This is a genomic window from Shewanella denitrificans OS217, from assembly GCF_000013765.1.
In the GTDB taxonomy this organism is placed as follows: Bacteria; Pseudomonadota; Gammaproteobacteria; order Enterobacterales; family Shewanellaceae; genus Shewanella; species Shewanella denitrificans.
On the sequence record NC_007954.1, the window covers coordinates 3,887,244 to 3,899,861 of the forward strand.

The following is a 12,618-nucleotide window of genomic DNA, read 5'->3' on the forward strand; positions in this document are numbered from 1 at the left end:
GGCGAATTGTCAGTTAAAGCTGGCTAACTTAATGCCGCCCTGTGGACGACTAAAGGCATTGATACGCCGCTCCCACTCCAAACGACCGGCACGAATTTCAGCTAAGTCTTCTGTGGTCATCGTCTTGCCGTTGATCGTGGTTTGCTTGCCATCTAGCACATCAAGCTCGGCCTGAAAGTACGCATCGATCATCTGTTGGCATTGGGTTTTGGTCATGCTGTTATCCTTGGCTTTGTGGTATTGACTACAGCCAACCGCCAGACGTACCAGAACCGCCACCGTTTAGGTAAGCAGCATTCGCATTGGCCTGTTTTGCGGCTTTAGGTTTAGGTTCTTTGGGTTGGCCGCTTGATATGGCGATCGGGGCCACTTGCGCAAGCTTGTCGAGGTTGATTCCGAATTTTTCTATGGCGATATACAGTGCTGCCAAGGCGTAGACAAAGCAGTCTAGCGCCTCATTGCGGCGCTTTTGGTTGTCCCATTTATAGATAATTCGGCCATCGCGGCGCACTGGTATTTTGCGTTCGCTAGTGAGCTGTTGCAGCTCTGCGTCATCACATACGGTTTCGTTTAGCGGGAAATGAATCGCACCTGGCTTGCGCACATCAACATCAGGGTCAACCCGCAACATAGACATCAGCAGCTCTTTGGCGTTATCGGTACCCACTTCAGTTAAGTAAACGCCTTTGGCGGTGCGTTTACGGGGAAAGTTGGCAATCGGCTTGCCGTAAACGTTAGCACCTCTAACCGGAATAACCCGCATTAACCCGAGCTTTTTACTCATGGCATAAACGTCATCTGTGTAATGACCGCCAGAGTCCCAACAGATAGTGCCCACATTGAGAATAACCCCATCGGCACGGCTGTAGCTTTGGCCGATACGCTCACCCACCTTGTCTTTTAATACTTGGCTTGCTGGGTCGCCGTATAAAATAAAGCGGTCGATTAATGCCGCTTCTTTGCCAGCACCCCAGCCCCAGACGCGGCCCTCATAGCGGTCGTCTTGGGTATCTATGCCATAGGTTAAATACACCACCCAATTAGGCACTTTGCCACTGGGGTACATTTCGCGGCGGCGCTTTAAATCTTCCCACTCTAGGCGTTCGCCGTTGTCGTTATCCCACGGCTGGCCGAGCTTGGTATTGACGAAGGTTTGCAGCTTTTCTTTGTCATTTTTGGCGTTATAAAACTCAGTGACTAACTTGGCCCAGCTGTTAAGCGAGTTATACGCTGACCAAATATGGATAGACACGCTGGATGGCGTGCAAATGTCGTTGCCGTTACTGTCGTAAAAATCGAGAAAATCTTTAGTTCGAATACCACTGTTTTCACATATCCAAAGTGCGCTTGGGTGCAGCTCCATATCATCAAGCTGATTGTTTTCGATGCAAGCGGCGCAATGCTCGCAAACGTAATAAGCAGTGCTTGGGTCGCTGCCTTGCCACTTGATCCCAAACTCTTCGGTCTTGCCTCCCCATTTTAAAACCTGCAGCTCATCGCAGTGTGGGCAAGGTAAGTTGAACTTAAAATAGTACGGGGATTCACTGCAGGCCTTTTCGATTTGGCAAGTGCCGAGAACTTTAGGGGTTGAGCCACGGATCGATTTAGGAAACATCGATAATTCGATACGAGTATCACCTAAGGATGTAGCGTTACCTTCGTGCTCGATAGACTCATCAAAACCCGCGAGTTCATCATAAATCACGTCATCAACTGAGTGCTCACGGTAGTTAGCCGCTGCCGTGCCACCGCGTACTAATAATGTTTTGCCATTGGTGAAAATTTTATCTTCTAGCGTGTTGTCTTTGTGTTTTCGACCAATCCATGGGGCTAGGTCCTTCCAAATTGGGATGTCACGAATTGCCGTTTCAACGTGCTTTTTCATGAACTTTTTGGCTATGCCATCTGTAGGTTGATAGATCAACACGTTGCGTTTTTTGTGCTCTATTTTATAAGCCGCATTCGCCATCAACATTTTGGTGTAACCCACACGCGCCGACTTCATTAGGTTGAGTCTGGTGATTTGATCGTTACCCATGGCATTTAAAATGCCAATTTGAAACGGTAAGCTTTCCCACTTGCCCTCGGTATAGGAGGACTCCGACGACATGTAAAAATGCTCATCGGCGTATTGTGAACAAGTCAGCATTGGCGGGCGATAAAATGAACGCAATCCAGCAGCAACGGCGGCTTTCAGATTTTTAATCTGTGCTGCCGATATATTCATCTAACAAATCCTCAATGCTCTCTGCCAAGCTGGCTGCGGTGTTCTGGCTTTTAATCACCTCAGCCCTAACGGCATCAATAGCGCGTTCTGGTATGTCAGGGTTTTTTCGCTTTACCCGTATGTGTATTTGGTCCAACACTGGGGCTATTTGGGCCGCTAACCGATTAAGCACATACACACAAAAAGCCACATCAACCACTTCTTTATCATCTTTACGATTCTTTAATTCCTGCCCATCGGCTTGTGCTTTAATCAGCCGACAGCGCTCGAAATCAATATTGGGCTTATCTTCGCTGTCATCGGGTTTAGCTATGTGCTTTTTCCGCTCATTGGCAACACGATTGCCCACCACGTCACTCATTTGGTACAAACATTCACGACCTTTTTTGCTGTGAACTGGCACATCCCATTTATCGAATGCCTGGGTACTGATGCCAAGACTTTTACAGAGGTCGGTTTTGTTGAGTAAGACGGGCGTTATCTCTGGAGATTGAATTCGGGCCATCAGCTTGTCTCAATTTTTTCCATCTGCTTTTTAAGTAGCTGCCTTTTTTGTTCAAATAATGCTTGCTCGCGGTGATTACGTTTCGATTGATAGATCCAATTAACCAGTGCCGTGGCCAAGGCACACACCACTCCGACTAGCACACCTATGTCTATGTCGCTGAAGTAGCTACCAAGCGCGGTAAATAACGATACAAAATACGATAGAAACGAGGTGATTTTCTGCACTCCTAGCTCAGTCGTTATATTCATGTTGTTGCCGCCATAGTTGAAGCCGTTGCATGTTTGCATTGCAAATAGCCAGCAAACTGGCTTGAGTGAGTGAATGATTGAGCAAATCAATATTTGTATTACCGGCAAAGCTTGGGTTACCACATAAGACCAACCACTCAGGAGGTGGGAGCACATACTCCATCTTGATCTGTGTCACCACTTTGACAATGGGCTGACTTGAGCAACTGCACAGCATCAACAGGCAGCAAAGCATTGGCCCAATCTTTAGTAGGTTCATTGTTCGAGCTCCTTAACTGATTGGCTTTATCCATGCGGCTTTTGTGAGTGGCATTGATGTCATTAAGGTTTTTTCTATGTTGGGCGTTAAGCGCTATGACAATTTCATAATGCTGTTTTAACCTAGCAATCTGCACCTCTTTGCTTTCTATGTTGCTAATCAGCGCTTGATTGCTCACATTCAGCTCGCTAATATCATTGTTAAGTAATGCATTTCTAGCTTGCAGACTTTCAATGCTGATATAGCAGATGCCGATAATGGCAAGAAGGATTAAGGTTACTGATGCAAACACTGTATCTTTTATGCTATTGAACATTTTGCAAATCCCTCATACAAAAACGCCGCTCATTTGAGCGGCGTTTGACTAGTCCGGGTAACCGTCTGCCTTTGGCGTATACCCACCTAAGTAATTCATCACATGCCGCGACTCGCTCGCCATTTAAGAACTTTTTTCTTAATGTCGAGGTACTAAAAGCCTCGGTACCAACGTTGTAGATAAAACTCAGGTAAGCAATGTGTTCGCCCTCGGTTAGTGCGGGCGCCAATTTACGTAAAGCTTGATTGAATTTATCAAGATCTGTGGCCAACAGCTTTAGGCATTGGTCGCGGCTGAATACCATGCCAACTTTGATGTCTTTACCTGTATGCCCAAAACAAGCTGTGCTAACCCCAACGGGATCGAGGTAAGTGTGATGAATTTCACCCTCATGTACCGCAATAAGCACAGCGCCAGACAATAAAGACCCCGTTAAACCAAGGGCAGCTAATTGAGATTTAATGCTCATAACCTCCCTCCTAAACCAATCAATGCTATTTCATGATCTGTGCCTTCTTGGTAAACAATAAGTAAGCCCAGTTTTTTAGCTAACGCATATTCAGCTTTGGCGCCGTTAGAATCTTCCCAGCCATCGAGCAAATAAATCATGTCACAGCACATCAACATCGGCATGCAGATAGACATGTATTCAGGTTCAGACAAACCCGCAGGTAAAGTGGCCGGATTCAGAACCACATGGCCAAGTTCACGCTGAACATCTGCAGCCAAATGAAACTCACGCCGATTTTCACCCACCATCCCAGACATGGGGCCAGCGATGTAAACCTTTTTATGTCGGGAAATACGAGCCATATCAGCACCAAATAAAAAAGGGCTCCAATACGGAGCCCTTGAGGGGGATGAACGCGCTACTTGTAAACGAAGCTTTATCAAGCCTACATAAATGTACCCGATTTAATGGGGCTTGAAAGCGTCAAATGTGACGCTTAAAGCGCCATATATGGCGCTGACAAATTTGTAAAGATGTGATACGTGAAAACTTAATCACAGAGTAAAAAGTGATTTAGTTATCACTTAACTGATTTGCGCACAGGCAAGAAGGTCAACGCATTACGTCAACGAGGGCAAGATTGGGGGATGAAAAAATCAGAATATTCAAAAGATCAAAAAATGATCTGGCAAAGTTGAGGCATGCCATCGCGCACAAGCATCAGAGCATCGCACTCGCGTTAACGGGGTGAAATAACAATTAAATCAGTTGGATAGCCCAAGGTTACTTGGTGCTGTTTAGGAGGGGTAAACAAGCTGCGCATAAAACAACAACACAACCCCCTAAAATTTTCTTATGTAGTGAAGCACTGCGCGTCACCGCCCCCGCAATGAAGCGAGTCGGAAGGACCCGCTAATTCAAACCTGACTCTTTTTCAACAAAATCAAATAGATGATCTCGCAAACTTAGCAATATAGTTCTTTCATCAGCCATTAAATCCTCATACTCCACCCAATCTTGACGTGATCTTCTTTTTAATTCATTCCTATTATTTTTGAACTGGTCGATGGAACTTATTGTTGCTGCAGAAAAGATCGGTTTGTACACAGATAAAACATTATCAACTAAATTTTCCATCTCTACTTGAGATAGTTTCCAGTTAGATGAAGCATTTTTAAGCAGTACTCTAACTGCAGGCATCTCTGCAACATCTTCATCTGATTGAACGCTATTTAGCCTATAATTCAATTCTTCCATTTCTTCATTTAATCTCACTAATGTCGATAAAGAGGCCAATAAATCGAAAATTATTGCCTTCCTTAATTCCCATCGCCTGATTTTTTCTTGCTCATTTAACCCGCTTAAGTGAACTAACACTGCCACTATAGTTGTGCAAGCAATCACGACATTAGTAACAAGAGCATAATCTAAGCTAAATGCATCTATAGAAATATAGAATAGGCCAAAAGTCATCCATCCAACCATAATACCTACTAGTAAAGACCCTACTATTTCACCCGAAAAAATACGACACCATTTATAAAAACTCTGACTCATTTACTTAATACCTAATACCTAATACTCTAATTAAATAGATATTATTCCTTATTCCTTGAAAGTTAAAGCCATCTCCCCCTTTCTCAGCCAGTACACATACGACTGCTTACTATCAAACCCCATCAGTATCCACTGGCCCTTGCACACGTAACAGGTGCGGATAGCCCGTTTGCAGTTAGGTGATAAGCGCTCAATCATCTTATCGAACTGGGCCACATGCTTAGGCACATTGAGCTCATGCACCACCGAAGCGCCATACACTTGCACCTCACCCAACTTATCGCAAACGCTGCGACTACCAAAACCTTGACCCAGTTCTTGGAACGCCCAATAATTTCCCCAGGTAACTAGGCCAGCACGTAAAGCCTTCATGTTCATCCACTGTGCCTGTGCATCACATAACCTCATCAGTCACCTCCGCAATCTGATCAATCGATAAATGAAACACATCATCCAAAATCGACAGCAGATGATTTGATGGCACGTTACAATCCCCATTTTCCCACCGTTGATAAGTGCGCCGACTCACCCCATAAACCGCCGCCACCTCATCCTGAGAAAACCCCTTAATCGCTCGGCCCGTCTTTAAAATTATTGCAGCTCGATTACCCATAATTAACTCCATTTAGTGCCATTGCATACTCTTCTAAGGCTGATGCAACGATCATCACAGCCACCCAGCAGCCATAAGGGTTTTATCCAACCCACGATCAACCGACGATCTAGGGATTATCTCGGGCGCAACCTCATTAAAACCGCAAGAAATTAAATGTGCATGGTAAGCATCAAGCGCCTCCAACATGCCCTTATCCAACTTAGAGTGCACATAGGTACGCAGCAGCACAGGCAAAGCATGATTAAGCAAACGCTCGCCCACCATAGTGTCCACCCCCATATCAGCAATAATGGTCCGGCAAAGCTTACGTAAATCATGCGAAGTAAAATCCTTAAACCGAATAGACTCACTCCAATACTGCGCAGTACGTAAACTAATCGCCCCCACATCACCGGCAAACAAAAACGCCCGCTTACCCACAAACTTCACTTGCCACTGCAAATAATGCGCAATAAGCGCCTTAGCAGTAGGGGTCAGCGGCAACCTATGCGCCTGCCGATTCTTAGCATTAGCCGCCGGAATAAACCAATAATTGCCCGCAAAATGCTCCCAGCGCGCCAACCGCGTCTCACCAATGCGAGTACCAAACATCAGCATCAACATAAACAACATCGCCACCGGCATAACCGCATCACGCAACGCCCCAAACAAGGGCGCCAAATCCGACTCCACCAACCGCGTATCCACCTCAGGCGAAAGCTTTAAACTCATCGTCACCCGATAGCCAGACAACGGATTAACCACCAACAACCGCAAATCCAATGCCGCACTCAACGCCCGCTTAATCACATTCACACACAAACGAATATAATTAGCCGCATAACCCTCAGCCATCATCACCTTCACCAACAGATTATCCACCACAGCAAAAGACAACTCAGCCAACGTCACCAACCCAAGCTTAGGGGCTAAATGGCTATTGATAATCGACTTACAGTTAGTAAACCAGCTGCGGCTCAAGGTCGAATTAACCTCAATATGGCCCACGTACCAAGCAAGCAAATCAGCCACAGTAAAAAACTCACCCCGTAACACATCAGCGCCCGAACTGCGCTTAGCCAACATCACAGGTAAATCAGCCAAAAACGTCTTAATACACATGCTTGGCCATACCCCCTGCTTCTGCCACACCGTCTTCCCTCCCTCATTAATCACCAAATACACACTGGCTTTTGCCCTATCAGCCGAAGCCCGTAACCGCATTTCAGGAAACTGAGGATCACGATAATCACGCAACACCCCAGCACGTAGCCAACGCCGCAGCGCAGCATCATTGAGTTTGCCCACTTGCACACCAGACGCCATAACTAAGCCTCCAACCTGTATTCCCAAGCAGCACACTTAGCGCGTCTACGCTTAAGCTTGCTCACTCCCTGCAGTTCACGCCACCGCGCACTCAACGCCGTCTCACTATCGTGAACCCCAAAACGCTCAAAACACGCCTGCTGAATTTCATACAACGTTAAAAACTCGCTGCCCATCAGCACCTGCTTCAAACGCGCTTTCTGAGTTAATGGTTTATTCGCCATCGCTTGCCCTCCTCAGCCCTAAGTCACGCCTAAACTTAGCCACAAGCGCCCTACCCTCAGCCGCTTCAATGCGCCGACTAGCCCGCGTCGGTAACGCCTTAGGCAACTCAACATCAACCAACTCACCCTTGGCGTACTTACGGCATAAAATCGTGTATTGGCGTGAAAACATGCTCAAAACATCCCTCTCCAACCCCGTCGCAAACAACCAGGTCCCACACTCACGCACCGCCAAACCAACCACCTTATGGCTCCACTTATGGCGCGTTAAATTATGGTAATGCCGCTTAGCCTCAGCGTAAGCCGAGTCCAAATCAGGCAAGCCATAATCACAAGCCGTAGGTAAACACCACAGCGCAAACTGGCGCGGTGTCGGCCAAAACTGCCTATCCCCCAACTCACGCCTTGCCCGGTTCAAGCCCATTTGCACCTGCTCACGGCTGCCAATACCTTGCGCCGCCAACGTCTTAAGCCATTCGCTCTTGTGTGCCGCTTCCTCATCAGGCTTAGGCGCCCCAACCGGAAACAACACCCGCAACTTAGCAAACACACTGTCAACAATCGCCACATCCATCGCCGACAGCTGCTTAGCCCCCTGCTCACCCATTGGCATGCCAACTGGAGTTGAATTAATCACTGTTTGAATAGACTTCATATCAAAGGATCCTCAGGGTCAAAAACGCTCGATGACCAATCAGCCTTAACCGCCTGCCTAGCAATCAAGCCAGCGTTCATCAGCCAATCAAACTCAAAACCAATCCAACAACGTGAAACACACAGCTCAAAAACCGCATCAACCGAACACCCCGCCGCAACCGCCTTCACCAAATGCGGTGCCAGGCGATTAATCGCAGTTTGGGTTAACTTGGCTTTTTTCTGTTTGCGCACCGCAAGCCAATCTTTAAAAACTTGCTCGCTTGGCAATGCTGGCCATCTTGAAAAATCAAAAGCAGATTTGGATGAGGTGGAGGGTAAATCTTTTAAAGATTCTATGACTGGTTCTAATGACTGGTTCTGGATCCCGTTTTCGGGATCATTCAAAACCCCGTTTTCGGGATCATTCAAAGTCCCGTTTTCGGGAATATTCCCGTTATTGGGTACGTTACCGTTTTTGGGAACATTCCCGCTTTTGGTAACGTTCCCGTTTTTGGGGTCATTTAAAGCAGCCGTATTTGAGTTAAGAATGGGGTTTGGATTTGGGCTAGGGCTTGTGTTTGGAATAGCATTTGGATTAGGGCTAGCATTGGGATTTGGATTTAAACCAAAGTCAACGTCAAGGTTAAGCCGTAACACACGAACACGTTGGGTCGGCCCCATCTTCTTGCCCGTGTCGCTTACCAAGCCCTTATCAATCAGCTTCAAAATGCCCGATTGCACCGTTTTCTTATCTAACGACGTATCACGCGTTAAGCGAGAAATACTCGGATAACACTGATGATATTCATCAGCCCTATCCGCCATCGACAGCAAAATGATTTTTAAACTAGCAGGCTTAATTAACTGATCCCAAGCCCAATCAGTCGCTTTTCTACTCATGAGAGAACCCTCCCATGCAGCCAATCCAGCAAAGCCGAATTGACGAAACACCAATGCTTGCGTAACATAATATTGCCTCTCAATAGGTATTAACCCCGTTCGGTCGCCAAACTTAAGCGGGGTTTCTTATTTCAAATGACGTTATTTTTGTGGCTCGTCTTCAACGAGATTGGTCATCTTGGAATTTTGGCTGCTCCGATTGGTTAAATGCACCTGAGCGCTCTTGGTAGCACCGTAGGGGAACCCATCAATCTTGAATTGGACCCCCATTAATTTCGCCAAAAAACCTAAAATTTTAATTCTCATAGCTAACTCCTTATCTTCTACCTAGGGGTGTTTCTTATTTCAAAAATCCACAACATCACCATCAAGGACGAATCATGGAACAATACAAACCATCAATAACCGTCGGCGAATTCAAAGAAATGCTCAGCCACTACCCAGATAACATGTTGCTTGACTTCTCAATGCTCGATTTCTATCGGCTAAAACAGCGATCGCCAACGTTAGTCCAAGTTGAATTTAACCAGCTAGTTTATCGAGATAGTACAAACAATGTGGTGGTTGAAAACCTTGCACAATAGCCGCAGCATAGATACCAGCCACCTCTTGCGAGACTGGTGCATAACTTTCGTGAACCTGATCTCCCAACCATCGGGTGAAAAAGAACTTTTCGCCCGTTTTTTCAATAACCCATTTCTCTGTAGTTTCCATATATCCACCATGACTCTTCAAATCGACAAAACGACAACCCGCGTTAAACAAAAAAGCTGCTCATACGTTTCTGTGTAGCACGTAAATATCCCGCGCCAAGTTAGTGCGTAACTGGCAATAAATGTCTCGCAGCTTGATGTGCTTGGCCTGATTAAAGGGGTCAGCACCCATCATTTCAATCGAACGCTCGGCGCGCTTTTCTTGCATCTGCAAATAACCCAAAAACCAATCCACACTCACTTTGGGTAACGGCAACTTATTAGCATCACCTAACAGCGCTTTGCTCACCACCTTGGCCGCAAGCGCCTCTAAACGGTCAGCTTTAACCTCAAGCAATTCGGGTTCACGCTTTAACACATCAATAATTCTGCCAACCTGCGAACGGCTAAAATTATCTAACGCGGTAAAACCGTAAAAGCAGGCCAAATCACGCTTAAACTTCACTTCACACAGAGGTGAAGCATTGGCACTCAACGCCGCAGCCTTGTGCATCAGGGTGTTAGCCTGAGCAACCAACAAAGCCACTTGTGACTCAGCCTCTCTATCTTGCTTCGCCACAAAGACTTCTTCCGGCCGCTCAACACTAGGAACAATTCGCTCATCACTAGGAGCAATCCGCGCATCACTAGCTGCAACTTGGCCGTGCACCGAACAAGCGCTACCGCCCTCCAAACAACAAATTAAACATTCAGAATCAAACATGATATTGCCTCTCAATAGGTATTAACCCCGTTCGGTCGCCAAACTTAAGCGGGGTTTCTTATTTAGAATTAGCACCTTGCACAAAGCCCACACCATCAAACCGCCTTAATGCGCTGCCCTGCCAAGTACGGATACGCCAGCTCTAATGCCGCCATACTGGCCTGCGTGGTCGCCGCCGACTCTTTTAACTCGCGATGGGCAGCGATTAACTGCTCGCGCTGAGGCTCGTTACCCAAATGGATCACCGCCACTTGCGCCTCCGAGTTCTCCTTAGTCAAAGATGCCGCCATTTCGCTCACCTTAAATACCGCACCATCAGTTACCTGGTCGGCAATCACCGTCACCCCAACGCAACTAAACACATCATTCAAATACTGAGTGCGTAAATGCGCCGGCAGCGCCGCCACTAAGGCTTGCTCAACATGAAACAAGCGCTCAGCCTGAGGATGTTGTCCCTCGTACTGCCCCAACCAGCGGAACAGCTTTTGCGCATTCACCCGCGCATCGTTGTGTACATCTTGGCTGCGGGCAAAGCTAATGCCCTCATCCGCTAGCACTTCAGTAAACCCAAGCCGCTCAACCGCCGCCACAAAGTCCATTGCCAACGCAAAACGCGTCATCTTTGGCAACTCCAGCGCCCGATGAATGGTCTTCATCAACAAACTCAAGCGGCTCACCCGCTTATGTGAATTGGTTTTCATGTACTGTTTCCTCCTTTAACTTAAAATGGCCCTAAGCTACACTCGCCGACTTAGGCTTATCTAAAACAATAACGGGGTTAACTTTCAGTGCCCCACGGGTTAAGCGCTCAATTTGATAAGCGCGCAGTTCGGGAACATCTTCACCCCATTGGCTAATCGCAGACTTAGAAACGTTCAACGCTTTAGCCAGTTTTAACTTGTTACCAAAATACGAAATTGCTTGTTTCGTTTTCATTAATGAATTCCAACAAGTGACTTTAACAAAGGTTAAGAAAACTAAACCGCTTTGTCAATAAAAGAAAAGGTAACTTGACTTAGGTTAAGTTAAGATAGCTTTACTATGATGAATGAACGCATTAAACAAAGACGCAAAGAGTTAGGCTTAACGCAGCCTTCAATTGCAAAAACCATAGGCTTAACAAAAGCCACTATTTCGCTTTGGGAATCAGGATCTACCTCACCCAAAGGCGAGAATTTGCACGCATTAGCTAAAGCACTTAGATGCGCCCCTGAGTTTCTTCTTTTTGGAAATGATTCAATAAAGCCTGAACCAAACGCCGAATGGGCCGGTGGCTTTGAGACATGGGGCAGTAATAGCCCGTTAGGGGATGATGAGGTAGAAATACCGTTTTACATGGAAGTGGAGTTAGCCGCAGGGGATGGCATCATAGATTGCCGTGAATACCAAGGCCCCAAGCTGCGTTTTGCCAAGTCAACCCTCAAGCGCCAAGGCGTGACCAGTGACCATGCAGCCTGTGTTAAAGTCAATGGTAACAGCATGGAGCCGGTACTGCCCAACGGTTCAACCGTCGGCGTAGATACCGCCCACACAGATATTGTTGACGGGAAAATGTATGCCATCAATCACGATGGCATGTTAAGAGTGAAAATGCTCTACAAACTCCCAGGCGGTGGCCTGCGCCTACGCAGCTACAACCTCGACGAATACCCAGATGAACGCCTCGATGCCGAAGAACTCAAACAAGTCAAAGTGATCGGCAAAGTGTTTTGGTACTCTGTCTTGGTGTAAAATCGATTGCTGCACCAAAATGAGCTCTGCTAAGGTATTTTTGGACAATTATCAGTTTCGGAAGGTCGAACATTAGAATTTCATGAGCAACTACAGGTATGAAAAACCACTAATCTCCCCTTTGTATGCCCTCTTATCCTACGACACTTCTCATTTGCAGCAGGTTATGACATTTATTCGTCACTAAACCAAAATCATTGACAAAGTAATGCATAGAGTATTCG

20 protein-coding genes are annotated in these 12,618 nt (G+C 46.5%); 2 read left to right on the forward strand and 18 right to left on the reverse strand.

Going from position 1 to position 12,618, the window contains the following annotated elements; genetic code table 11:
* Positions 1 to 9 precede the first annotated feature (9 nt).
* The 15 genes from SDEN_RS16905 to SDEN_RS20590 form a co-directional block, all read right to left on the reverse strand.
* Positions 10 to 216, reverse strand: a complete 207-nt coding sequence (locus tag SDEN_RS16905) for a hypothetical protein (RefSeq protein WP_011497672.1) — start codon at positions 214 to 216, stop codon at positions 10 to 12.
* Between the two features lie 28 nt (positions 217 to 244).
* Entirely contained in the window at positions 245 to 2,227 is a 1,983-nt protein-coding gene (locus SDEN_RS16910) for a phage terminase large subunit family protein (RefSeq protein WP_041405871.1), read from the reverse strand.
* Positions 2,202 to 2,732, reverse strand: coding sequence for a terminase small subunit (locus SDEN_RS16915; RefSeq protein WP_011497674.1), 531 nt, complete (start codon positions 2,730 to 2,732; stop codon positions 2,202 to 2,204). The genes SDEN_RS16910 and SDEN_RS16915 overlap by 26 nt, the downstream gene beginning before the upstream one ends.
* Entirely contained in the window at positions 2,732 to 2,983 is a 252-nt protein-coding gene (locus SDEN_RS16920; protein ID WP_232279904.1) for an HP1 family phage holin, read from the reverse strand. The genes SDEN_RS16915 and SDEN_RS16920 overlap by 1 nt, the downstream gene beginning before the upstream one ends.
* 137 nt (positions 2,984 to 3,120) lie before the next feature.
* A complete protein-coding gene (locus SDEN_RS19925; RefSeq protein ID WP_011497676.1) occupies positions 3,121 to 3,558 on the reverse strand; it encodes a hypothetical protein in 438 nt (145 codons plus the stop codon).
* Entirely contained in the window at positions 3,548 to 4,027 is a 480-nt protein-coding gene (locus SDEN_RS16930) for a lysozyme (RefSeq protein WP_011497677.1), read from the reverse strand. The genes SDEN_RS19925 and SDEN_RS16930 overlap by 11 nt, the downstream gene beginning before the upstream one ends.
* The gene (locus tag SDEN_RS16935) at positions 4,024 to 4,371 is read right to left on the reverse strand and encodes a DUF4406 domain-containing protein (RefSeq protein ID WP_011497678.1); all 348 of its coding nucleotides are present in this window, start codon (positions 4,369 to 4,371) and stop codon (positions 4,024 to 4,026) included. Before SDEN_RS16935 ends, SDEN_RS16930 begins: the two co-directional genes overlap by 4 nt.
* A gap of 550 nt (positions 4,372 to 4,921) precedes the next feature.
* Positions 4,922 to 5,566: a hypothetical protein gene (locus tag SDEN_RS16940; protein WP_011497679.1), complete on the reverse strand. Its 645-nt coding sequence runs from the start codon at positions 5,564 to 5,566 to the stop codon at positions 4,922 to 4,924.
* A gap of 48 nt (positions 5,567 to 5,614) precedes the next feature.
* Entirely contained in the window at positions 5,615 to 5,974 is a 360-nt protein-coding gene (locus SDEN_RS16945; protein ID WP_011497680.1) for a hypothetical protein, read from the reverse strand.
* Entirely contained in the window at positions 5,961 to 6,179 is a 219-nt protein-coding gene (locus SDEN_RS16950; RefSeq protein ID WP_041405873.1) for a helix-turn-helix transcriptional regulator, read from the reverse strand. The genes SDEN_RS16945 and SDEN_RS16950 overlap by 14 nt, the downstream gene beginning before the upstream one ends.
* Before the next feature lie 54 nt (positions 6,180 to 6,233).
* Complete coding sequence (locus SDEN_RS16955) at positions 6,234 to 7,487, reverse strand: tyrosine-type recombinase/integrase (RefSeq protein ID WP_011497682.1); 1,254 nt, start codon at positions 7,485 to 7,487, stop codon at positions 6,234 to 6,236.
* Between the two features lie 2 nt (positions 7,488 to 7,489).
* Positions 7,490 to 7,711: a hypothetical protein gene (locus SDEN_RS16960; RefSeq protein WP_041405874.1), complete on the reverse strand. Its 222-nt coding sequence runs from the start codon at positions 7,709 to 7,711 to the stop codon at positions 7,490 to 7,492.
* On the reverse strand, positions 7,701 to 8,366 hold the full coding sequence (locus SDEN_RS16965; RefSeq protein WP_011497683.1) for a replication protein P: 666 nt from the start codon (positions 8,364 to 8,366) through the stop codon (positions 7,701 to 7,703). The genes SDEN_RS16960 and SDEN_RS16965 overlap by 11 nt, the downstream gene beginning before the upstream one ends.
* Positions 8,363 to 9,247: a helix-turn-helix domain-containing protein gene (locus tag SDEN_RS19930; protein ID WP_011497684.1), complete on the reverse strand. Its 885-nt coding sequence runs from the start codon at positions 9,245 to 9,247 to the stop codon at positions 8,363 to 8,365. The genes SDEN_RS16965 and SDEN_RS19930 overlap by 4 nt, the downstream gene beginning before the upstream one ends.
* 141 nt (positions 9,248 to 9,388) lie before the next feature.
* Positions 9,389 to 9,553, reverse strand: coding sequence for a hypothetical protein (locus tag SDEN_RS20590; protein WP_157599882.1), 165 nt, complete (start codon positions 9,551 to 9,553; stop codon positions 9,389 to 9,391).
* A 74-nt stretch (positions 9,554 to 9,627) separates the two neighbouring features.
* Between SDEN_RS20590 and SDEN_RS20305 the strand changes: the two genes are divergently transcribed.
* Complete coding sequence (locus SDEN_RS20305; RefSeq protein WP_083759663.1) at positions 9,628 to 9,831, forward strand: hypothetical protein; 204 nt, start codon at positions 9,628 to 9,630, stop codon at positions 9,829 to 9,831.
* Positions 9,832 to 10,021: 190 nt separating this feature from the next.
* Here SDEN_RS20305 and SDEN_RS16980 read toward each other — a convergent pair whose 3' ends face one another.
* The 3 genes from SDEN_RS16980 to SDEN_RS16990 form a co-directional block, all read right to left on the reverse strand.
* Positions 10,022 to 10,663: a hypothetical protein gene (locus tag SDEN_RS16980; RefSeq protein WP_011497686.1), complete on the reverse strand. Its 642-nt coding sequence runs from the start codon at positions 10,661 to 10,663 to the stop codon at positions 10,022 to 10,024.
* A gap of 95 nt (positions 10,664 to 10,758) precedes the next feature.
* Positions 10,759 to 11,364, reverse strand: coding sequence for a hypothetical protein (locus tag SDEN_RS16985; protein WP_011497687.1), 606 nt, complete (start codon positions 11,362 to 11,364; stop codon positions 10,759 to 10,761).
* Positions 11,365 to 11,395: 31 nt separating this feature from the next.
* The gene (locus SDEN_RS16990; RefSeq protein ID WP_011497688.1) at positions 11,396 to 11,599 is read right to left on the reverse strand and encodes a Cro/CI family transcriptional regulator; all 204 of its coding nucleotides are present in this window, start codon (positions 11,597 to 11,599) and stop codon (positions 11,396 to 11,398) included.
* A 105-nt stretch (positions 11,600 to 11,704) separates the two neighbouring features.
* On the opposite strand from SDEN_RS16990, the gene SDEN_RS16995 reads away from it, so the two are divergent.
* The gene (locus SDEN_RS16995) at positions 11,705 to 12,394 is read left to right on the forward strand and encodes a S24 family peptidase (protein WP_011497689.1); all 690 of its coding nucleotides are present in this window, start codon (positions 11,705 to 11,707) and stop codon (positions 12,392 to 12,394) included.
* Positions 12,395 to 12,618: the final 224 nt, after the last annotated feature.